The organism is Agrobacterium sp. FDAARGOS_525, from assembly GCF_003938925.1.
Classification (GTDB): Bacteria; Pseudomonadota; Alphaproteobacteria; order Rhizobiales; family Rhizobiaceae; genus Agrobacterium; species Agrobacterium pusense.
Genome location: NZ_RKIU01000004.1, coordinates 1,343,431 through 1,365,699 on the forward strand (window position 1 = coordinate 1,343,431; position 22,269 = coordinate 1,365,699).

General features: G+C 58.7%; 17 protein-coding genes and 2 pseudogenes. 7 read left to right on the forward strand and 12 right to left on the reverse strand.

Annotated elements, in window-relative coordinates:
• Positions 1-9: 9 nt before the first annotated feature.
• A complete protein-coding gene (locus EGT36_RS22555; RefSeq protein WP_125271097.1) occupies positions 10-1,233 on the reverse strand; it encodes a lytic murein transglycosylase in 1,224 nt (407 codons plus the stop codon).
• A gap of 195 nt (positions 1,234-1,428) precedes the next feature.
• Between EGT36_RS22555 and galU the strand changes: the two genes are divergently transcribed.
• Positions 1,429-2,316, forward strand: a complete 888-nt coding sequence (gene galU, locus EGT36_RS22560) for a UTP--glucose-1-phosphate uridylyltransferase GalU (RefSeq protein ID WP_037092012.1) — start codon at positions 1,429-1,431, stop codon at positions 2,314-2,316.
• Positions 2,317-2,374: 58 nt separating this feature from the next.
• Here galU and uppP read toward each other — a convergent pair whose 3' ends face one another.
• On the reverse strand, positions 2,375-3,868 hold the full coding sequence (gene uppP / locus EGT36_RS22565; RefSeq protein WP_125271098.1) for a polysaccharide biosynthesis protein UppP: 1,494 nt from the start codon (positions 3,866-3,868) through the stop codon (positions 2,375-2,377).
• Between the two features lie 413 nt (positions 3,869-4,281).
• Between uppP and EGT36_RS22570 the strand changes: the two genes are divergently transcribed.
• Positions 4,282-4,647, forward strand: a complete 366-nt coding sequence (locus tag EGT36_RS22570) for a PAS domain-containing protein (protein ID WP_006697194.1) — start codon at positions 4,282-4,284, stop codon at positions 4,645-4,647.
• Between the two features lie 58 nt (positions 4,648-4,705).
• On the forward strand, positions 4,706-5,701 hold the full coding sequence (locus tag EGT36_RS22575; protein WP_004445833.1) for a KpsF/GutQ family sugar-phosphate isomerase: 996 nt from the start codon (positions 4,706-4,708) through the stop codon (positions 5,699-5,701).
• Positions 5,702-5,735: 34 nt separating this feature from the next.
• Here the strand turns inward: EGT36_RS22575 and EGT36_RS22580 are convergent, their stop codons facing one another.
• The 6 genes from EGT36_RS22580 to EGT36_RS22605 form a co-directional block, all read right to left on the reverse strand.
• Positions 5,736-6,200, reverse strand: a complete 465-nt coding sequence (locus EGT36_RS22580) for an NfeD family protein (RefSeq protein ID WP_004445832.1) — start codon at positions 6,198-6,200, stop codon at positions 5,736-5,738.
• A 2-nt stretch (positions 6,201-6,202) separates the two neighbouring features.
• Positions 6,203-7,252 carry an SPFH domain-containing protein gene (locus tag EGT36_RS22585; RefSeq protein ID WP_037092008.1) on the reverse strand — a complete coding sequence of 350 codons (1,050 nt, stop codon included), beginning with the start codon at positions 7,250-7,252 and terminating at the stop codon, positions 6,203-6,205.
• Positions 7,253-7,310: 58 nt separating this feature from the next.
• On the reverse strand, positions 7,311-8,345 hold the full coding sequence (gene hemH / locus EGT36_RS22590) for a ferrochelatase (RefSeq protein WP_006697190.1): 1,035 nt from the start codon (positions 8,343-8,345) through the stop codon (positions 7,311-7,313).
• Positions 8,346-8,698: 353 nt separating this feature from the next.
• The gene (locus EGT36_RS22595; RefSeq protein WP_125271099.1) at positions 8,699-10,615 is read right to left on the reverse strand and encodes a 5'-nucleotidase C-terminal domain-containing protein; all 1,917 of its coding nucleotides are present in this window, start codon (positions 10,613-10,615) and stop codon (positions 8,699-8,701) included.
• A 217-nt stretch (positions 10,616-10,832) separates the two neighbouring features.
• Positions 10,833-11,207 carry an outer membrane lipoprotein Omp10 gene (omp10, locus tag EGT36_RS22600; protein ID WP_003506132.1) on the reverse strand — a complete coding sequence of 125 codons (375 nt, stop codon included), beginning with the start codon at positions 11,205-11,207 and terminating at the stop codon, positions 10,833-10,835.
• A gap of 146 nt (positions 11,208-11,353) precedes the next feature.
• On the reverse strand, positions 11,354-12,799 hold the full coding sequence (locus EGT36_RS22605) for a homospermidine synthase (RefSeq protein ID WP_125271100.1): 1,446 nt from the start codon (positions 12,797-12,799) through the stop codon (positions 11,354-11,356).
• A 252-nt stretch (positions 12,800-13,051) separates the two neighbouring features.
• On the opposite strand from EGT36_RS22605, the gene EGT36_RS22610 reads away from it, so the two are divergent.
• On the forward strand, positions 13,052-13,960 hold the full coding sequence (locus EGT36_RS22610; RefSeq protein WP_037091992.1) for a GGDEF domain-containing protein: 909 nt from the start codon (positions 13,052-13,054) through the stop codon (positions 13,958-13,960).
• Here the strand turns inward: EGT36_RS22610 and EGT36_RS22615 are convergent.
• A complete protein-coding gene (locus EGT36_RS22615) occupies positions 13,957-14,592 on the reverse strand; it encodes an aminotransferase class IV family protein (protein WP_037092115.1) in 636 nt (211 codons plus the stop codon). The two genes, EGT36_RS22610 and EGT36_RS22615, sit on opposite strands and share 4 nt — an antisense overlap.
• A 101-nt stretch (positions 14,593-14,693) precedes the next feature.
• A complete protein-coding gene (locus EGT36_RS22620; protein WP_112637017.1) occupies positions 14,694-16,544 on the reverse strand; it encodes a M3 family oligoendopeptidase in 1,851 nt (616 codons plus the stop codon).
• Positions 16,545-16,714: 170 nt separating this feature from the next.
• On the opposite strand from EGT36_RS22620, the pseudogene EGT36_RS22625 reads away from it, so the two are divergent.
• From EGT36_RS22625 to EGT36_RS22630, 3 genes and pseudogenes are all read left to right on the forward strand, one after another.
• A pseudogene (locus tag EGT36_RS22625) lies at positions 16,715-17,905 on the forward strand (sigma-54-dependent transcriptional regulator); the annotation flags it as partial.
• A 183-nt stretch (positions 17,906-18,088) separates the two neighbouring features.
• Positions 18,089-18,259 (forward strand): annotated as a pseudogene (locus EGT36_RS31540) (helix-turn-helix domain-containing protein); the annotation flags it as partial.
• 209 nt (positions 18,260-18,468) lie between these two features.
• Positions 18,469-20,340 carry a peptidoglycan L,D-endopeptidase MepK gene (locus EGT36_RS22630; protein WP_037091988.1) on the forward strand — a complete coding sequence of 624 codons (1,872 nt, stop codon included), beginning with the start codon at positions 18,469-18,471 and terminating at the stop codon, positions 20,338-20,340.
• Between the two features lie 82 nt (positions 20,341-20,422).
• On the opposite strand, the gene pyk is transcribed toward EGT36_RS22630, so the two are convergent.
• Together pyk and EGT36_RS22640 are read right to left on the reverse strand one after the other, a co-directional pair.
• Positions 20,423-21,862, reverse strand: a complete 1,440-nt coding sequence (pyk, locus tag EGT36_RS22635; protein WP_004445813.1) for a pyruvate kinase — start codon at positions 21,860-21,862, stop codon at positions 20,423-20,425.
• A complete protein-coding gene (locus tag EGT36_RS22640; RefSeq protein ID WP_318252556.1) occupies positions 21,862-22,248 on the reverse strand; it encodes a DUF1036 domain-containing protein in 387 nt (128 codons plus the stop codon). The genes pyk and EGT36_RS22640 overlap by 1 nt, the downstream gene beginning before the upstream one ends.
• Positions 22,249-22,269 lie beyond the last annotated feature (21 nt).

The following is a 22,269-nucleotide window of genomic DNA, read 5'->3' on the forward strand; positions in this document are numbered from 1 at the left end:
GGCACATTATCAGTTGCGAAGGGCTCTCAGCAACCGCTGCGACGGCTGGCCGTCCGCGTCCATCCCCATGCGTGACTGGATGGCACTGATGGCGGCCTTGGAACCGGAGCCGAAGTTGCCGTCGACTTCACCGTCATAATAGCCGAGTTCCTTCATGCGGGTCTGGAGTTCGAATTTTTCGCGAATATCCAGCGTACCGTCCGGACGCGGCCACTTCTGCTGCATGCCGTCGTAACCGGCGATTTCATCCGCGAGCAGTCCGACGGCGAGCGCATAGCTGTCGGAGGCGTTGTATTTCTTGATGGTGAAAAAGTTCTTCATCATCAGGAAGCCCGGGCCGTTTGCCCCGCCCTGTAGTTTCAGCATCGCGCGGTCGGAACCACGGGTGAAATTCTTGCCGTTGGGGCGGGTGAAGCCAAGCTTTGCCCATTCCGCGATGGTCTTCGTCTGGCCTTCATACCGCGCGCCGCCACGCGGAACGGCGGTTTCGTAACCCCATGTCCGGCCGGGCTCCCAGCCGTTTTTCGCGAGAAGATTGGCGGCAGTTGCGAGAGCGTCCGGGACGGAATGCCAGATGTCCCGTTTGCCATTGCCATCCGCATCTACCGCGTAAAGCAGGTAGCTTGTCGGGATGAACTGGGTATGGCCCATCGCGCCGGCCCAGGAGCCCGTCAGCTGTTTGGGGGTGACGTCACCCGCCTGAAGGATCTTGAGCGCGGCAATCAATTGCGTACGCGCGAATTTGGCGCGCTTGGGATCGGAATAGGCGAGCGTTGCCAGCGCCTGCGGGATGTTGTGCAGACGCTCCGGCTTTTCGAGAACCGCGCCGTAATTCGATTCCATCGACCAGATGGCGAGAATGATGTGCTTGTCGACGTTGAAGTTGCGCTCGATCCAGTTGAGGGTCGTCGCGTGCTTCATCTTCATTTCACGGCCAATCCGCACCGTGTACGGATTGACGCGGGAGTCGAGATAATCCCAGATTTGCGTTGTGAATTCCGGTTGGAAAGTGGCCTTGCGCAACGCGTCGGGATCCGGCTCGCTAACGCCGGCAAAGGCTTTCTGATAGGTCGCCTTGCTAATGCCTTCTTTCGCGGCTGTTGCATAGAACTGGTTGATCCACTGACGGAATCCCGCATCGGCGCGGGCCGAAACCGGCGCCAGCGAGATTACGAGGCCAGCAGCCACCATGCAGCCGAATTTGCGGACATCTGAAAGGATCATCTTTGTCATCGTCTGTCTTTCGTTCTCTCGAATGTCATTTCGATTGCGAAAACGCATCGGGCGTCATCATGGATAACAAAAGAACGTCAACAAATTCTTTACCATTAATAGATGGTAGCGTCACCCTTTACAAAACGTTGTTGTTTTTGAAATAACAACAGCGTGCGGGGATTGTGATCAAGTGTTATCTCTCAGGAGGAATATGTGGTAGAACATAAGAAAATTCGGAAGGCCGTATTTCCCGTCGCAGGTCTCGGCACGCGCTTTCTGCCCGCAACCAAGGCAGTTCCGAAGGAAATGCTCACCGTCGTAGATAAGCCGGTTATTCAGTACGTCGTCGATGAAGCGGCAGAAGCCGGTATCGAGCATTTTGTATTTGTCACCGGCCGCGGCAAGGCGGTGATCGAAGATTATTTTGATATTCAATTTGAACTTGAACAGATGCTGCGCGAGCGCAACAAGAATGCCGAGCTGACACTGCTGGCTGGCCTTCTGCCCAAGGCAGGCACCGCAAGCTTCACGCGCCAGCAGGTGCCGCTCGGCCTGGGCCATGCGGTCTGGTGCGCCCGTGATATCGTCGGCGACGAGCCCTTCGCCGTGCTTTTGCCTGACATGATCATGCATTCTCAGAAAAGCTGCCTGAAGGGCATGGTCGAACTTTACGACCAGACCCAGGGCAACGTCATCGCCGTGCAGGAATGCGCTCCCGACCAGACGCATAAATATGGTATCGTCGGCGTGGGCGAGACCGTGGGTGAGGGTTTCAAGATCACCGAAATGGTTGAAAAGCCTGCAAAGGGTACAGCGCCTTCGAATTTCTACATTAACGGCCGCTATATTCTTCAGCCCGAGATTTTCGATATTCTCGAAGATCAGGAGCGTGGCGCCGGTAATGAAATCCAGTTGACGGACGGCATGCTGACGCTTGCCAAGTCGCAAGAGTTTGCAGGCTATCATTTCCGCGGTCAGACCTTCGATTGCGGTGCCAAGGATGGCTTCATTCTGGCCAATGTCGCTTTCGCTCTCGAGCGCGGCGATATCCGTCCGGCAATCGAAGAGCCGATCAAGGCCCTGATCAACGGGCTGAAGTGAGAGACCAGAGAATAGATGACAAAATCCCGGCCTTCGCGCCGGGATTTTTATTTGGCGCTTATCGCTTCAGGACAAGCCCTGCACCGACGCGAAGTTCGCTGCTGTCATAAACCGGTGTCCACTGGTAGCTGACATCGGCAGTCAGATCGAGATAACGGTTGAGACTCCAGGTCAGGCCGGCACCCGCCGTATATTCCACGGCGTCCTCCGTGTCGGAGGAGGGGAATGTGCGATGCACGATTTGGCCGGTCAATCGCGCTACCAGATTGCTGCGCAATTCGTGGGTCAGCCCGGCATCCAGGCGATAGGAAACCCATCCGCCCTGCGGGCCGCCGGCGAAATCCTCTATTGTCGTGCGCAGGCCAAGATTGACATTCGTGCCGCGCTGGGGTGACCAGTTAAGTTCGCCGTCCAGCGTCAACGCGCCGATCGACGCAAGGCGATCATCGTCATATTGTTTGCGCAGATAACCGATGGCGGCTTCGCCACGGGTCTTTTCGCCGAGATCGACCTCTGCCCCAATCTTCGCCCCATAGGCATTGGAGGAGCGGGCATAACCGGAATTGTCGAGGCGGCTGTCATATTTCGTTGTGCCGGCGTTCAGTTCGAGGAAGGGGATCAGCGCTGGTGACAGCTCATAGCCGAGGCGTCCGCGCAGATTCGCACCATTCTGGTCACGGTCACTGAGGCTGATCGGCCGGCCATCGAGACCCTTCGCGTCGGTATACACCGTACGGGACAGGTCAAGCGCGGCCAGGCCTCGCAGCTTGCCGAAATCCCGCTCTATCGATGCCCCGGCGCTGAAACGGTGTTCGCCACCCTGCACGGCGGCGCCGGTCAAGGCATTGGGATCGGTCGTGTCTTCACGGCTGAATTCGTAACCGGCCTTGAGGTTGGCGGTTGTTTCTGATCCGAGGTCAAGACGCAGATCGGCCTCTATCCGCGCCCTTGGTTCTTCTCCGTCCTTATCACCGAAGTTTTTCTCCCACGCGCCGTCTCCAGTGACGGTCAAAGCATGGCGGGACCAGTCGCTGGTGAGCGTTCCGCGTATGCCCGTCGTCAGATAGTTTCGTCGCGAGGGACCACCCGTATTCCTCTGTTTTTCCGTGTTGATGGTCTGACTGATCGAAGGCCGGAGCAGAAGGGTGCCCAGCCGAATTCCCGGAGTCTGTCCGGGTTCGGTAACAACGCGTGGGTTTTCGCCCCCGTCCACGGTCGGCTCATAGGGGTTGTCTGCGTCGGCATAGGGCTGCCCCGCTTCGTCCTGCTGCTCGGAAATCGCGTCACCGGGATTATTTGAGGGGCGCCAGAGTTGGGGCGTGGGGACAGGTGCCGTTGTGGCCTGGGCCGTGCCCGCCATTGTCCCGGGGGTCGGCGCGGGAGCGGCGGAGCCAATGCCATCGGCCGTGGCAGCGGCGCCAGGCATTGCCGGGGCGGCAGTCGCCGTCTGTGCGGAAGCATCTTCGTGGTGGTAAAAAAACGTGCAGGCGAGCAGCAGGGTTGCTGCTTTCCGCGACGTCGGCAGACGTGTGGCGGTGCCCTTCACAGTCATTCCTTTTCACCCGGCGAATGGGCCGAATGCCGGACCGACAGTCCGCCAATACATTGCCGCAGGCCCCAGTCAGAAAGGCCGACGAAACGACATGGACAAACCAGGGACCAAACAGTCGACGCAAGTTTTAACATCGCTTTAACAATAGGTTTTTTATGGTTAACAGTTGATAAAGATCGCGGGAATTTCCTGATGTCACGGGGAGGCGTCCTGGAGTGTCGTCCACTCCCGTTACCTGCGCGCACCGGTCAGAGCTGGCGGCAGCGGGGCTGTTCGCAAATGCAAAATATTCCTAATATGAAAAGATTAAAACGTTTCAATTTGGCACGGAATCGCCCTATGATTAACGAAAGTTGACCTTCCATTGCCCGGCAAATCGTATTGAATTTTATTTTGTGTGACAGTGTCGTTTCATGAAAGCCGTTTTGAATATCAAACAGGTCGGTTTCTATTGTTGGGATATTACCAATGACCGCTTCTATTTGGATGAAGTGTGCGCTGAACTATTCGGAATTCCACTAAGACAGGCAATGCAGGGCATCAGTATTTTCCAGATACTCGAAAAAGTGGATCTTGATCATCGGAATCGGGTGATAGAGACCGCCTTGAACACCCTGAAGGATGCGAGCTTCTACAGTCAGGAATATGCCGTGCGCCGCACCGACGGTTCGGTTTCCTGGGTGAGGACCGCTGGCCGATATCTCGTCGATGAAGAAAACATTCCCTTTAAGCGGCTGGGAACCATGGAGGAAATTTCTCCGCCGGATCTGCGCCACTAAAGCAGGCGGCTTCCGGCAGGGAGTGGACTTATTCCGGCTGAAAGAGTAACAGTCCCCCATGATTACGCGCGCCGTCAACTTGGTCGAAGACAATGCCATCGAATCCGCCGTACGGACGATTTCGATGGAGCGGGCGGGCCTTGCCGCCCTCGAGACGGCTCTGCGAGACGGTCTCTCGGTCCCCTTCTGCAAGGCGATCGAAACAATCGGCCAGTCGAACGGCCGTCTCATCATAACCGGTGTGGGCAAAAGCGGGCATATAGGTGCGAAGCTGGCGGCCACCTTTGCGTCCACTGGAACGCCGGCATTTTTTGTCCATGCGGCGGAGGCCAATCACGGCGATCTGGGCATGATCGGCGGCGACGACGTGGTTCTGGCCATCTCCAAGGGTGGGGAAAGTGCCGAATTGCGCAGCATTATCAATTATTCGCGCCGCTTTTCCATTCCGCTGATCGCGCTCACCTGTTCCGAGACATCATCGCTGGCGAAGGCTTCCGATATCGTATTGCTGGTTCCCAATGAGCAGGAAGCCTGCCCGCTTGGCCTTGCGCCCACAACCTCCACATTGATGCAGCTTGCACTTGGTGATGCCCTTGCTGTTGCGCTGCTGGAAGCGCGCAATTTTACGGCGGGCGATTTCAAGGTATTTCACCCCGGCGGCAAGCTGGGCGCCAGTCTCACGCTGGTCAGCGACATAATGCATACCGGTGATCGTGTGCCGCTGGTCAACAGAGGAACGGCCATGCCGGAAGCCGTGGGTGTTCTCTCTCGCAAGCATTTCGGCTGCGTCGGCGTTCTCGATGAGGACGGGCGTCTGTGCGGCATCGTCACCGAGGGGGACATGGCGCGCAACCTGTCGCGCAATCTTGCCGAATTGACCGTGGACGATATCATGACCCGGACGCCCAAAACGGTCAAAAAATCGGTCCTGGCAACGGGTGCGCTGGCAACGCTCGAAAAATTCCACATCGGCGCATTGATCGTGGTCGATGACGATAACCGGCCGATAGGACTGGTGCATTTCCACGATCTGCTAAGAATCGGCGTAGCCTGAGGCCAGCCGATCCTGAGAAGGCTGATCCTGAAACCTATCGCTCTAACGGCTCGACTGTCAGCGTTCGTCCCCGGGCGGAAGCGATCTTCACCCGGGTTCCCGCCGGCAGGTCTTCGCCGTTGACCGGCCACCAGGTATCGTCCAGCCTGATACGGCCCCGCCCTTCGACAATCGGTTCCTGAAGCGTCGCCGTGCGGCCGACAAGGCTTGCCTCTCGCTGGTTGAGGAAGGGCTCGTCGCTTGTCGCCCGGTTTCTGCCGAAGTATTTCCGGCCGAGCAGAGCGAAAACGACGGAGAGCGCGGCAAACATCACTAACTGCAATTGCCACGCCCAAAACGCTGTTTGCCAAAGGAGCAGGGAGAGCGCACCGATGACCAGCGCGGCAAGGCCGATCCAGATCAGAAAGACGCCGGGGGCGATGAGTTCGGCAGCGAGCAGCACGAAAGCTACGATCCACCAGCTCCATGGTCCAAGTTCCGTGGCAAGCCCTTGCAGCATCGTCACTTCTCCGAGGAAGAACCGAAGGGATTGCCGGGAGCCGTGACGTTAATCGTCTGGCCCGAAGCCCGTGTCGGCGGCACGGAGCGGGAGGATGCGGGGGCGGCGGGAGCAGTGGGCGCGTCACCGCCGTTGCCGAAGACCTCTTTCGCAATCGTGCCGATACCGCCGAGAGAGCCGATCAGCGCCGAGGCCTCCATCGGCATCAGCACGATCTTGGCGTTTTTGGCCGTGCCAATCTCTGCAAGTGCTTCGGTGTATTTTTGGGCAACGAAATAGTTGATGGCATGGACATTGCCGGCAGCAATGGCTTCCGACACCATCCGGGTGGCGTTGGCTTCGGCCTCGGCGAGACGTTCGCGCGCTTCGGCGTCGCGGAACGCTGCTTCGCGCTGGCCTTCCGCTTCCAGAATAGCGGATTGTTTTGCGCCTTCCGCGCGCAAAATCTGGGCATTGCGGGCGCCTTCCGCCTCCAGCACCTGCGCGCGTTTTTCGCGTTCCGCCTTCATCTGCCGCGCCATGGAATCGACGAGATCCTTCGGCGGCGCGATATCCTTGATTTCAATGCGGGTGACCTTGATGCCCCAAGGTCCCACGGCCTCATCCACCACGCGCAGAAGGCGGTCGTTGATGGCGTCGCGGTTCGACAGCAATTCATCGAGGTCCATCGAACCCATGACCGAGCGGATATTGGTCATGGTAAGGTTCTGGATGGCGTTTTCCAGATTGGCGATCTGATAGGCAGCCTGCGCTGCATTCAGAACCTGATAAAACGCCACCGCATCGGCGGAAACGCTGGCATTGTCGCGGGTGATGACTTCCTGGGTGGCGATGTCGAGCACCTGCTCCATCACGTTCATGCGGGCACCAATGCGCTCGAAGAAGGGTACGATGAGGTTCAGGCCCGGCTCGAGCGTGCGCGTATAGCGCCCGAAACGTTCCACCGTATAGCGGTATCCCTGCGGCACGGTCTTGATGCCGGCAAACAGCACCAGAATGACCAGAACCACGGCTGCCAAGACGACGATGTCGAAACCGCCCAATGCGATCATCACTTTACCCTCCAGCACATCATGATCAGGGTTTTACCCCCGTATCGTTATGGCAAGATTACACCCAGCCTTGCAACTCCCGCCGCACAACCTTTTCGAGAACGGTCATGCCCTCGGCACTGTCATTCAGGCATGGGATGTGGGTGAATTTCTCGCCGCCATTATGCAGGAAGATTTCTCCGGCTTCACCGGCAATTTCCTCCAGGGTCTCAAGACAATCCGATACGAAGCCGGGATTCATCACGGCTATACGTTTGATGCCTTCCGAGGCGAGTTTTTCCACGGTCTTGTCGGTATAGGGCTGGAGCCACTCTTCCGGTCCGAAACGGGACTGGAACGTGATCATGAAGTTCTTTTCGGTCAAGCCCAGAGCCTCCCGCAGCAAACGGGCGGTTTTCTGGCAATGGCAGTAATAGGGGTCGCCCTTTTTGAAATAGGATTGCGGAATGCCGTGGAAGGAGGTGATCAGCATCTCCGGCTCCCAGTCCAGCGTCGCCAGATGGTTTTTGACGGAGGCGGCGAGCGCCTCGATATAGGCGGGATCGTCATGATAGGGCGGCACGGTGCGGATCGCCGGCTGCCAGCGCAGTTTCATCAGATGTTCAAACGCCTTGTCGTTCACGGTCGCCGTGGTGGACGCGGCATATTGCGGATAAAGCGGAAAAAGCAGGATTTTTTCGCAGCCCTGTTCTTTAAGCGCGTCGATCTTCGAGGCGATGGAAGGCTGCCCGTAACGCATTGCCCAGTCCACAACCACGTTGGGCAAATCCTTCAATGCCTGCGCCATCAACTCGCCCTGGCTGCGCGTATATGTTCGCAGGTAGCTTTCGTTGCGCTCGTGGTTCCAGATTTCCTCGTAGGCCTTGCCAACCTTCTGCGGGCGCTTGTTGAGGACGATGCCGTAAAGGATCGGGTACCAGTAGAGGCGCGACCATTCGATCACGCGCTTGTCGCTCAGGAACTCCGCCAGATAACGGCGCATCGGCCAATAATCCGTACCATCGGGCGTGCCGAGATTGACGAGCAGCACGCCCACCTTGCCAAATGCGACACGGGGATGGTTCGCGGGGAGTGCGGATAGTTCTGTCACCATGAATGATACCCTGAAACTCGAACTGGTTGTGCGAAGGACGCTCCGCCTCGGATAATGGCTGGACACGCTCCATCGTCTGTTTATTGACCCCAACGCAAACCGCAATGAAGTTTGGCCGGACGTGCCCGAGCTATACGCCCGTGGCGTTACTTTGTTCATCGTGTTCTAGACGAAATTCTTCAGGATTAAACCACCGCCACCGGCTATTTCCGCCATTCCGGCAGGCACATGCCTTCAGGCGGCAAAATTGTTACCGTAAGTATCTGTTTTTAATTAGAAAAAAGAAGCCGGCCCAGAAATTCGAGGGCCGGCTTCGTGTCTGCGGCATATTGCCCTGTCTGCTGTAGCCCCGCTTATTGAGCCGGCAGTTCCAGCTCCTCGCCGATTTCGATGTGGTTCGGATGCTTCAGCGTGTTTGCCTTGGCAATTCTCTGCCAGAGCGCGCCGTCGCCATATTTCTCTGCAGCAATTTTCCAGAGCGAATCGCCTTTTTCCACCACATATTTGCTAGCGGCTGCAGCAGCTGCAGCAGGCGTCGTTGTGGGCGGTGCGGGGGTGGCAGGGGCTGCAGGCGCGGGTGCCGGTGTGGCGGCCGGAGCGGCTGTCGTCGCTGCCGGCGCGGGTGCTGCGGGCTTCGCCAGGGCGACGTAACCTGCGGGCGTCACTTCGGCGATGCGGCCATCCGTATAGGGCTTATAGGGGCTGTTGGCGGTAATATAGGCCGCGACGGCCTCCTCGAGATTGGGGCCGAAATCATAAGCGTTGATGGCTTTGGTCGCAAAAACCTTGAAGCCGTCACCCCCGGTCCGCACGTAGTTATTGGCCGCAACGATATAGGTCTTGGCGGGATCGAGAGGCACGAAGGCATCGCCTTCCTTGACTTCGACGGAAACGACACGGCTGCCGGCCGGCTTCGAGCGGTCGAAGGAATATTTCATGCCGGAAACCTGCATGAAGCGGCCCGCACCGTCATCAATCTGGCTGACGCCGTTTTCGAGGGCGGCACGAATATCCTCGCCCTTGAGCTGGAAGGTTGCGACGGTGTTCTGGAACGGCAGAACCGTCAACACTTCACCCATGGAGACATCGCCGCCATCGATGGAGGAACGCAGGCCGCCGCTATTTGCAAAAGCGATGGTGACGCCTTGATCCTTGACGCGGGCCAGCGTTGCGTCGGCCACCAGATTGCCCATCGAGCATTCCTTCACGCGGCAAATCTTGCGGTCGCCCTCGATCGGGCCCTCAGAAGTGCCGACCACCTTGGCTTTCAGGGCTTCGATCGGCGCCTTCAGTTCATCGATACGCTTCAGCGTGGCTTCATCGGGCTTGAAGGAGGAATCGACGAGGATCGGGTCTCCCTTGCTTTCCTTCACCACGCCGTTGTCGTCGAAGACGACTTTGAGGTCGCCAAGATATTTGCTGTACTGGCCGGCCTGCACGACAGGAACCTTGTAGCCGCCGGGATTGTCAACGAGCGTCGGATAAGGGCCTTCGGCTTTCTGGTCGGTGTTCGACAGCAGCGTATGCGAATGGCCGCCAACCACAACATCGACATCGGGAATTTTGGCGATGAATTCCAGATCGCGCGGGTAGCCGACATGGGTGAGCGCGATGATCTTATCGACGCCGTCCTGCTTCAGCTTCTGTACCTGTTCGCTAATTTTCGCGACATCTTCGGCAATGGTGATGTTGGGACCAGGTGTTGCCAGTTCGGCCGTATCGTTGGCAACGGCGCCGACGATACCGATTTTCTGTCCGCCGACCTCGAGCACGATGGACGGCTTTACCCGGTCGCCGATTTTAGAGGCGGCGGTGGCCACCACGTTGGCGGTCACGACGGGGAATTGAACCTTGTCGAGGAAGCCGGCGAGCCCGTCCTCGCTATCGTCGAATTCATGGTTGCCGACGGTCATCGCGTCGAACTTCATGGCATTCAGCATTTCCGCTTCCACCGTGCCCTTGTAGGTGGTGTAGAACAGTGAGCCCTGGAAATTATCGCCGGCATTGAGCAGCAGGACGTTTTTCCCCCCGGCCTTCAGGGCATCCCTTGCCTGGTTGATCGCTGTCAGCAGGCGCGCGGCACCGCCGAAGCATTCATTCTTGCCTTCCTCTTCCGCAGAGCAGGTCGAGTCGAATTTGTTGATCGATTCGATACGGGAGTGAAAATCGTTGATGTGAAGAATGTTGAGCTCATAATCGGCCAGAGCCGCGCCGGCGGAAAGCGTTATCGCCGAAACGCTCAGCATGCCCAGTCCCAAAATTTTCTTCATGGTCCCTCTCTCCTGTTCAAAGCGGAAGCCCTGGCCGGTTGATCATTCTCCGACCGCGCTCATTCTTTAGTCCGAAAACATGTCAGTCTTTCGAAAACCGGATGTTTCCATTTAGCGGCAGTCGCCGCAAGCGAAATTATGACAGGTAGGCAATAAAGAAAAACGCACGCCAAAGGCGTGCGTCTGAGGGGTTTATCTTATTGAATAGGTGATATTATCAGCCCTGACGCGTGAGCGAGAACTGGCTGTTTGTGTCCGTCGTGCAGTTCAATTGTGACGGGGAGACGAGGGCGCAGTTGACGCGCGACTGCGTGTTGCGCACCAGCGACGTCATATTGATTTCGTAAAGTGTCGGCGAAATGGTGACATAGGTGCCGGAGGCCAGCAGCGTGTTGGTGTCGGTTGACCGGGTGGAGAAGGCGCCGTTCTGGAAGGTCGATACGATGCCGTTGCGGTCGATCCAGCGGCCGTCGACAGCCGGCCCGCGGGACAGGGACGGCGCCATCGAGGTTTGCTGCGATGGACCCGGCGCGACGCATGAAGACACCGCGATGGCGGCTGAAAGCAAAGCCGCGCTTGTCTTGAAGTTCATGAGCCTGTTCTCCTGCGATTCGATAAAAGCTTCTTGCTTCGACCATGCCGTGAAGCGTTCTTTATTTCAAGGCAACGTTGTTCGCTCTCCCCGGTTCCTGAGGTCATTCAGGAAAGTCCCGGCGTGGCAAATATGAGACTCTTCCATCAGCGCACGAGGATGTTGCGGAACTGCCAGGGATCGGACTTGTCGAGATTTTCGGGGAACAGGCCGGGACGACCATCAAGCGGTGTCCAGTCTGTATAATGACCCTCGACCGGGCCGAGATAGGGGCGCTGCACTTCAAGGCAGCGGCGATAGTCCATCTCGTCGGCTTCGACGATGCCGACCTGAGGATTTTCGAGCGCCCAGACCATGCCGGCCAGCACCGCCGAACTGACCTGCAGTCCGGTCGCGTTCTGGTTCGGGGCAAGCGACCGCGCCTCTTGCAGGCTGAGCCGGGAGCCATACCAATAGGCGTTTTTTTCGTGACCAAAGAGCAGGACGCCCAGCTCGTCGGCGCCATCGACAAGCTCGTCTTCGCCCAGCACATGCTGAACCGGCTGGGGAATGCCGCCATTGCCGAAGAGTTCATGCAGGGAGAGAATCGCGTCGTTGCAGGGATGGTAGGCATAATGGCAGGTGGGTCGGTATGTCACGTCGCCACCATCGTTGCGGACGGTGAAATAATCCGAAATCGAAATCGCCTCATTGTGCGTGACGAGAAATCCATATTGCGGCCCAAGGCCCGGGCACCATGTGCGAACTCTTGTGTTGGCGCCCGGCTGATCGAGATAGATGGCTGCCTTGCTGCCCTTCTTCTGTTTTTTTGCGTTTTTCGGCATCCAGTTCTCATGCGTTCCCCAGCCGAGCTCTGCCGGCTGAAAACCTTCCGCGATAAAACCTTCGACGGACCACGTGTTCCAGAAAGCGCCGAAGGGCTTGGGTTCTTTCGCCCGCTGGGTGTCGCGTTCAGCCACGTGAACACCCTTGACGCCAAGCCGCTCCATCAGTTTCGCCCAGCCTTCCCGGTCATGGGACTGCGGCTCCTCAATGTCGACGCCGGTATCCTTTGCGAGATTGACGAGTGCCTGTTTCACGAACCACGAGACCATGCCCGGATTGGCGCCGCAGGTCGAAACGGCCGTCGTGCCGCCGGGTCTGCGCGCCTTTTCCTTGAGCATGGTCTCGCGCAGCGAATAATTCGTTCTCGCGGCATTGTCGGCATCGGCATCGAAATAAAAGCCGGGCCATGGCTCCACGACGGTGTCGATGTAGAGCATGCCGTGTTTACGGCAGATCCGCATGAGGTCGACGGATGCGGCATCCACGGAAAGGTTGACGCAGAAACCTTGACCCCGCACGCCTTTAAGAAGCGGCTTGAGAACCTCCTTATAGTTCTCCTTTGTGAGGTGTGTCTGGATATGACGTATGCCCTTCTCGGCCAGAAATGGGGCGATGTCTGCGCGCGGATCGATGACGACGAGGCGGGTCCGGTCGAAATTGAAATGACGTTCGATCAACGGAAGAGTGCCGCGCCCGATGGAGCCGAAGCCGATCATGATGATTGGGCCATCGATATCGCCATAAATCGGGTGGTTTGCGTCCGTCATTCGTCAATTTTCCTTTTTCAGCCAATAAGTAAGCTAGATCACAAAAGCGTGCCACAATAAAGGGCAGGCAGATGACGGACATATGACGGTGCTGCCCGCAAGGTCGGTTCAGCTTCTCTTCCCTTCATTCTGCCTCTTCGCATTTTAGAGGGCGCGTTTATAATTGAACTCTTCTTTTCGCCATCGACCAAGGCTCGAGGGGGGCTTGACGGGATGATGGGGGAGGGATTTCTCCATCACAGGAGTTGCCTGTTGAGTGATCTTTTCGCGCGTGTAACAGCGCTTCAGAGTGCCACCCCCGTTTTGATCGCCCTCTATGATTCCGACGATCGGTTGCGGCATGCCAATCCGTCGTTTCGGGAGAGCTTCACGCTTGCCGAGGATGATTTTCCGACCTGGGCGGATATCATGCGGCTGAACCACCGGCTGCGGACCGGTGTCGTCATTCGCAACAATGATTTCGAGGGATGGCTGCTGTCGGCGCAGTCCCGTCGCGGCAAGCTGCCTTACCGCGCCTTTGAGATGGACATGTATGACGGCCGCTGGTTCTGGATGACGGAAACGGTGCAGCAGGATGGCTGGATGCTGTGCGTTGCAAGCGATGTCACCGAATTGCGCCAGGGTTACAGAACGCTGAGGCAGGACAGGGATCTGGCCGTACGCGCCTCCCAGACGGACGAACTCACGGGAACGGCGAACCGCCGCTTCGTCTTCGCCAAGCTGGCATTGCAGGTCGAGCAGGTCTCAAAGGGGCTGGAGGCCTCTTTTTGCCTTTGCACACTCGATATCGATTTTTTCAAGCAGATCAATGATCGTTTCGGTCATAAGTGCGGTGACGCGGTGCTGCGCGATTTTGTCGGCGTCGCCCATTCCGTCATCCGCAGGGTCGATTGTTTCGGCAGGATCGGTGGTGAAGAGTTCATGCTCGTCCTGCCGAGAACGTCTCTTGCCGAGGGGCGGGACATTGTCGAGCGGCTGCTGCAGCGAGTTCGGCTTTCGCGACCTCTCGCGGATTTTCCGGATTTTTCCTACAGCTGCTCGGCCGGCATGACGGCCTATCGGACGGCGGAAAGCGCGGACGATATTTTCACGCGTGCCGATCAGGCCCTTTATGCGGCCAAGGAGAAGGGCCGCGACCGGCTTCTGGCGGTAACGGTCTAGATGAGTTCCGCCGCAACCAGCCCATGCAGCGAATTGCCGACGAAGAGCCTGCGGCCGGCAATGTCTTCCGGCTTCAGCGCCTGGCCACGCGCCTTGCGTTCGCGGATCAGATCGGCGCGCAGCACGCCCGGCAGAATGCCGCTGTCGAGCGGCGGCGTCAGCAATTGCCCATCGGGCATTTCCAGGAAAATGCTGGTCGATGATCCCTCGCACAATTCGCCGCGTTCGTTGAGCAGCAGCACCTCGTCGGCCTCTCCGGCTGAAAATTCAGCACGGGCGGCGTCATAGGGTTCGCGGCGCGAGGACTTATGGCGATAGAAGGTATCAGTGGAATCGAGTGTGACGTTCCGGGCGATACGAACCCGCCAGACCGTATCCTGTCGCAGGGGCTTGAACTCGGTGGTTTCGATGTCCAGTTCCCCCTTGTAGTTCATCACCAGCCTGACGCAGAGCGGCTTGTCGCCGCCCACCGCCTTTTCCAGCGCCTGAACCGCATTGGCCGGGGCACGGAAACCGAGCGCGTCGGCAGAGCGCAGCAGCCGGCGGATATGCTGGTCAATGCGCTGAAAGCCGGTCTGTGGCTCCCAGCGCAGCGTTTCCCTCAAGGTCAGATCGGCGGGTTTGCGTTTCATGGCCCGTGCTCGTCGCCCGAAATTGATGACCGGCATCCTGTGCCGGCACTATCAACCGGCAAAGCTTATCCGGAACAGGATAGCCCTGCCGGTGTATGAGATTAAGCCTGCCTGTTATCCAGCGCTTCCAGCTCGTCGATCAGCCCCTCGATCATCGAAAGCCCCTTGTCCCAGAAGGAGGGATCGGTCGCATCAAGGCCGAAGGGCTTCAGGAGTTCCGAATGGTGCTTGGTGCCGCCCGCCCTTAGAAGCTCGAAATACTTCTCCTGAAAGCCCGACTCGGCCTTCTGGTAAACCGCATAAAGCGAGTTTACCAGGCAATCGCCAAAGGCATAGGCGTACACATAGAAGGGCGAGTGGATGAAATGGGGGATGTAGGTCCACCAGGTGTCATAGCCTTCGGAAATCCGGATCGCCGGACCCAGGCTCTCGGCCTGAACGGAAAGCCACAAGTCGCCGATCTGCTCGGAGGTTAGTTCACCCTGCTTGCGCGCAGTGTGAAGCTTGCGCTCGAATTCATAAAAAGCAATCTGGCGCACGACCGTATTGATCATGTCCTCGACCTTGCGGGCGAGCATGGCCTTGCGTTCCCGAACATCCTTCGTGTCATCGAGCAGTTTGCGGAAGGTCAGCATTTCCCCGAACACCGAGGCCGTTTCAGCCAGAGTGAGAGGCGTCGCGCACATCAGGGCCCCCTGTTCGCCGGCCAGAACCTGATGCACGCCGTGGCCAAGCTCATGGGCAAGCGTCATCACGTCGCGTGGTTTGCCGAGATAGTTGACCAGCACATAGGGATGGGCCGAGGGCACGGTGGGATGTGCAAAGGCACCCGGCGCCTTGCCGGGGCGGGCAGGGGCGTCGATCCATTCTTCATCGAAGAAGCGGCGGGCAATATCGGCCATTTCCGGCGCGAAGTCGCCATAGGCGGAAAGTACGGTATCCTTTGCCTCATCCCACGAAATGATCGTGTTCGACGTATCGGGAAGGGGTGCGTTGCGGTCCCAATAATTCATCTGCTCCATGCCAAGCCACTTCGCTTTCATGGCGTAATAGCGATGCGAAAGGCGCGGATAGGCTTTTTTGACTGCCGCCGCCAGCGCATCGACAACCTCGCGCTCGACGCGGTTCGCCAGGTGGCGGCTATCGGCAATATCCTCGAATTTGCGCCAGCGGTCGGAAATATCCTTGTCCTTGGCGAGCGTGTTGGTGATGAGCGTGAAGACCCGCAGATTGGCCTTGAAGGTGGCGCTCAGCGCTTCCGCCGCCTTCTTTCGGGTTTCCGGTTCCGGCTCCTGAAGCATGTTGAGCGTCACTTCCAGCGGCAGGCTTGCACCGTCTATGTCGAAACGCAGATCTGCCATCGTCTCGTCGAAGAGGCGGTTGAACGCCGCCGCGCTGGTCATCGATTTTTCAAGGAAAAGCTGTTCGAGCTGATCATCGAGCTGGTGCGGCTTGTCCTTGCGCAAATCCACAAGCCAGGGGCGGTAATGCCCTGCAGCCGCATCATTCACCATGCAGGCATCCATCGTGGCGTCGTCGATGCGGTTGAGTTCGAGCGTGAAGAACAGGAGGTGGGAGGAAATATCCGTCAGTTTCGCCTGGGCGTCGCCGTAGAGTTTGCCGTTTGCCGGATTGGATGTGTCGGAAAAATAGGTGAGCCCGGCAAAAGAGCCGATGCGGCCGATAAGATCGTCCAGCGCTTCATATTCCTTCAGCGCCGCGCCGATGCCCTTTTCGCCTGTCGCTTTTGCGGCGGCCTCAAGCTTGCCCTTCCATTTCTGCTCAAAAGCAGCCGCCATCGACGCCGCTTTCTCCAGGTCACCCCTGTATTCGGCCGAATCTCCCGACGGATAAAGGTCCGAAAGCTTCCAGCCGGGCAGGTCGCCGAGCAGTGGGGTGGCTGTTTCGGCGAGGGCGAAGACAGGCTGCGGAACGGGTTGGTTGAGGGTCATCCGATATGTCCTTCTGATTATGCTTTGCGCAGCATATGGGGCCTTTGTTTCCCGCGGCAATGGATAAAATGCAAGCAATTCTCAAAACTGGATGTTCAAGTCTCCCGTGCCAGAGTGCGGCACAAGGGACCGCATGACGCAGGTCCATAAACCGGAAACCGGAGCTAAAAATGACCGCGCATGTTCTTGTGATAGACGACGATCCCGTCCAGCGCCGCCTGCTCAAAAATGCGGTGGAACGTTATGGGCACCTGGCCCTGCTTGCCGAGAACGGCAAGGCCGGCCTGGAGCTCCTCAAGCAATATAGCGGTGAAATAAATGTCGTCGTCCTCGATCTCATGATGCCGGAGATGGATGGTCTCGGTTTTCTGAAAGCCGTCGGTGAACTGGGCGTCGACGTTCCGGTCATCGTCCAGACGGGGCAGGGCGGCATCGATACGGTGGTGCAGGCAATGCGCGCCGGCGCCTTCGATTTCGTCGTCAAGCCGGTCTCACCGGAAAGGATCGGCGCCGCCATCTCCAATGCGCTCAAGCTCGACAGAAGAGAGGCAAAGGCCCGCACGGGCAGGCGCGGACGGAGCAATGCAGTGAATTTTACCGATATCGTTTCCGCAAGCCCCGCAATGCTGAGGGTGATCGAACTGGCGCAGCGCGCCGCCCAGTCCAGCATTCCCGTGGTGCTTGAGGGTGAGTCGGGCGTGGGCAAGGAAATGGTCGCCCGGGCCATCCAGTCCGCCGGCGACCGGGCGAACAAGCCCTTTATTACAGTCAATTGCGGCGCTATTCCTCATAATCTCGTGGAAAGCATTCTCTTCGGTCACGAGAAGGGCGCTTTCACCGGCGCGACGGAAAAGCACGTCGGCAAATTCATGGAAGCGGATGGTGGCACGCTGTTCCTGGACGAGATCGGGGATCTGCCGCTGGACGTGCAGGTCAAGCTGCTGCGCGCCGTCCAGCAAGGCGAAATAGAAACCGTCGGTTCCGCTCGGGTGCAGAAAGTAAATGTGCGGCTGATCTCGGCCACCAACAAGAATCTCATCGAGGAGGTCAAGGAAGGCCGCTTCCGCGAGGATCTTTATTATCGCCTCAATGTTTTTCCGATTACCATTCCCGCCTTGCGTCGCCGGAAGGAAGATATCCCCCACCTCGCACGGGTGTTTGCCGAACGTTTTTCCGCGGAGCAGAAGCTGCCCAATCCCGTCGGCCTGGATGCCAGCGCGCTGGCGCTGCTGACCGCCTATGACTGGCCCGGCAATATTCGCCAGCTTGAAAATGCCGTCTTCCGAGCCGTCGTGCTGTCGCAGGGCGGGGAACTGTCGGATGCCGATTTTCCGCAGATCGCGCTGCAACTGCCGGAATTCTCGACAGGCGATGACGCAGAGGATGTCATCCGCTCGCCATCCGGATCGTCACTGAAGCTCGCAGCCTATTCGCCACCGGCACCAGCCGTCGAAAACCATGTCGTCACGGATGAACCGGCGGATGTTTCAACCACCATCTACCGGGGAGGAAGCCTGATCTCCAGCACGGATGAGACAGGCAACATCCGGAAGCTGGCGGAGATCGAAGAGGAGCTTATTCGTTTCGCCCTGCGTTTCTATCGCGGGCAGATGAGCCAGGTTGCCAGAAAGCTCGGCATCGGCCGCTCGACACTTTATCGCAAGCTGAAGGATTACGGCATCGATCCCGATGATCCGCTTCGAGACGTCGCATGATCGCGCAAGGCACTTATTCGAGGGCAGATCGCAAAATTCGTTAACTTCTGAGCAAGGATATCCGCTTACCGTCTATAAACCTCTTGTTAGTGGCTGATTCACTATATAGAGGAAGGTTGTATGTGTGTGGCAATTTTGCCATCGTGTCACCGTATTTGACGTTCATTTGAGGCAATGTGACATAAATTGTCTTCCAGGCGGGGATCGAATTGCCATATCTGCATCGGAATAACGCGCTTTCAGGCAAGATGGCGCGCGGCTTGATCAAGGATATATGCACGAAGCTGTCGGCACGCGCTGTCACCTTTGCCTGCCTGATGCTCGCCGCAATGCCTTTCGTTGGTGTTTCGGCGACGGAAGCCGCCGCCGAAACGCGCAGTCTCAAGCTGTATTATATCCACACACGCGAGAAGGCGGTCATCACCTTCAAGCGCAATGGAAAATATGACCAGAAGGGTCTGCAGGAGCTGAACCGGTTCCTGCGCGACTGGCGTCGCAACCAGCCGACACGCATGGACCCGCGCCTTTTCGATCTCGTCTGGGAAGTCTATCGCCGAAGCGGTGCCACCGATTATATCAACGTCGTGTCGGCTTTCCGCTCGCCTGAAACCAATGGTCTTCTGCGCACGCGCACCAAGGGTGTCGCAGAGAAGAGCCAGCACATGCTGGGCAAGGCCATGGACTTTTATATCCCCGGCGTGAAACTTTCCCGTCTTCGCGAGATCGGCATGCAGATGCAGATCGGCGGCGTTGGTTTCTATCCGACATCGGGATCTCCTTTCGTGCATATGGATGTCGGCGGCGTTCGTGCCTGGCCGCGCATGAGCCGCCAGGAACTCGTCCGCATCTTCCCGAATGGCAATACGCTGCATCTTCCTTCCGATGGCAAGCCGCTTCCCGGTTATGAGCAGGCGCTTGCCGATTACAAGAAGCGCGTCAGTTCCTCTTCCATTCAAGTTGCTTCCAGTGCCGGTGCCGGTCCGGCCTCTTCGGGCGGCGGCAAGCGCAAGACCCTGTTGCAGGCCCTGTTTGGCGGCGGTGACGAGGATGAAGATCCCGATAGCATCGCAGCGCCCGAGCCCGCCGAACGTCCGGCGGTTGCTCGCCCGGCAGCTCCGCAGCAGGCGGCTCCTGAGCCCGAACCGACAATCGCCGTTGCTTCGGCCCAGGCACTTCCGGGTGTGACCGATGCCCCGTTGCCCACGGCCCGTCCCGCATTCGGCAACCAGCCGCCTGCCAATACCGGCCTTGCGACCGCGCTTTATTCGCCGGCGCGTAACGCAGCCCAGGATGCGCTGCAGGCAGCGACCACACCGACGCCCACATCCGCGCCTGCCGAGCGTCAGCAATTTGCCGATCTCGCCGAGGTTTCAGTTCCGGTGCCGACGCTTCTCGGGCCGCGTGGCATGAAGGGGGATGCCGAGGGTTCTGTTCTCACCGCTTCCGCTGAAGGCGCAACGCCCGCAGCAACGGGCGAACTGGCCTCTGTTCCGGTCCCCGCCAACCGTCCGGCTGTTGCGGAAGCCCTGCTGGCGGCCGCGAATGCCGATCCGGAGGGTGAAGACGACCTCGCCGAGACGCAGCAGGACACCCTTTCACCAACGGTGGTCGCAGCTCTGGAACAGAGCGGTCAGGCTGCCCGGTCGCAGGTTCAGTCAGCCGTCACGCCGACAGCCGCTCCTTTCCCGGCTGCCGTCAATCACAAGGTCACGGTCGCACCTGCTGAAACGGCCAAGGCAGAACCACAGCCCGGCTTCGGTGACGCTTTCGATCTGAAACCTGCCATCAATAGTGGTCTCACTGCCGGCCTGCCGACCAAGGGCGCACGCCCGAGCAAGCAGGATGCTGCGGTTTCCCACCAGGCCATGGTCGGCGGCGGGCGTCTGACACAGGACCTGATTTCGGATTGGGCGCTCAATCAGAACAAGGGCACGACCGGGCGTTCGGTCAAGGCGCCGCGGGTTGTCGCCAACCGCATGCTGAGCCACGATATGTCGGCTTCCGCGACGTCGGCAAGCTTCAAGCCGGGCGCGGTCGCCATCGAATCGAGCCGCTTCAGCACGCCGGTCAAGATGCACTGAGCCTTCATTGCCAATGCGGCCCGAGAGGCCAATAAAAAACCCGCCGGTGACGGCGGGTTTTTTTGTTCCTGATATCTGTCCGTCAGACGCCGCTCTGGCCGTCCGAGCCGATATAGGCAATACGCACCATGTTGGTCGCGCCGGGTGTGCCGAGCGGAACGCCGGCGGAGATGATGATACGGTCACCCGGCTTGCCGAAGCCTTCGGAAACGACGATGCGACAAGCGCGGTTCACCATGTCGTCCAGATCGCTGGCGTCGCCGGTGACGACGCAGTGCAGACCCCAGACAACCGACAGTCGGCGTGCGGTCTGGATGATCGGCGAGAGGGCGATGATCGGAACCTGCGGCCGCTCGCGCGAGGCGCGCAGACCTGTCGTGCCCGAAGATGTGTAGGTGACGATCGCCGCAAGCTTCAGGGTTTCGGCAATCTGGCGGGCGGCCAGCGAAATCGCATCGGCGCCTGTCGGTTCCGGCTGGGCGCGCTGCGCGTAGATGATGTTGGAATAATGCGGATCCTGTTCCACGGTGCTTGCGATGGAGGCCATGGTGGAAACGGCTTCGACCGGATAATCGCCAGAGGCAGACTCGGCAGAGAGCATGATCGCGTCAGCGCCTTCGAAGACGGCGGTGGCGACGTCGGACACTTCAGCGCGGGTCGGTACAGGCGCTGTTATCATCGATTCGAGCATCTGCGTGGCAACCACGACCGGCTTGCCTGCGCGGCGGCAGGCGCGGGTCAGCTGCTTCTGAATGCCGGGAACGGCTTCCAGTGGCATTTCGACGCCAAGGTCGCCACGGGCAACCATCAGGGCGTCAGAAAGCTCGATGATTTCTTCGATGCGCTCGACCGCCTGCGGCTTTTCAATCTTGGACATAAGGCCGACGCGGCCGCGTGCGATCTTGCGCACTTCAGCCAGGTCCTCAGGACGCTGGACGAAGGAAAGCGCGACCCAGTCTACCTCGTTGGTTTCCAGCACGGCATCGAGGTCGACGCGATCCTTGTCGGTGAGAACGCCGACGCCGAGCAGAGTGTCGGGCAGGCTGATACCCTTGCGGTCGGAAATGCGCGTGCCGGAAATGACCGTGGTGACGATGCTCTTGCCGTCGCTCTTTTCAGCGCGCAGATGCAGCTTTCCGTCATCGATCAGCAGGCGATGGCCCGGTTTGACCGCCTCGAGAATTTCGGGGTGCGGCAGGAAAACGCGGGTGTTGTCGCCAGGTGCGTCGTTGTTATCAAGGGTGAAGGTCTGGCCAGGTACGAGCTCGACCTTGCCTTCCGCAAATTTTCCGACGCGCAGCTTGGGACCCTGCAGGTCGGCCAGAATGCCGATAGGGCGGCCGTTGCGGCTCTCGACCGAACGGATGCGCTGAATGAGCGTCCGCATCAGGTCGTGGCTCGCATGGCTCATGTTGATCCGGAAAAGATCCGCGCCGGCGAGATGCAGCTTTTCGATCATGGCCTCATCGGAGGAGGCAGGGCCGAGAGTTGCAAGAATTTTGACTTTGCGGTTACGCTTCATCAGTTTTGATTTCCCTGTGTGCCTGGCGTATCGGAAAGCTGGACCATCCAGCTGCCCTGTCTGCCCGTGTCATATTCCTTGAAACCCATTCTCTGGAAGCTGCGGGCATAACAATCATCCACACCGGTGATCTTGAACTCGTTTTCCGCCACGCACATGTTGACGTCACCGGTCCAGCGGCCGCCATGAGCGGCATCCTCGGCATAGAGATAATAATAACGTGACTGCAGTTCACCTTCGATCAGCGTCGCGCAGGTCGAGGCGGGGACCTGCCACCAACCTTCGCTGACCCAGCCCTCCTGTGCCCGATAGCCAATTGCGACCCCCACGAGATTCTGCGTGCTGTTGCAGACGCGAAAATCCGCATACGCGGGCGCCGCGATCATGAAAGGGGTCAGAAACAATGC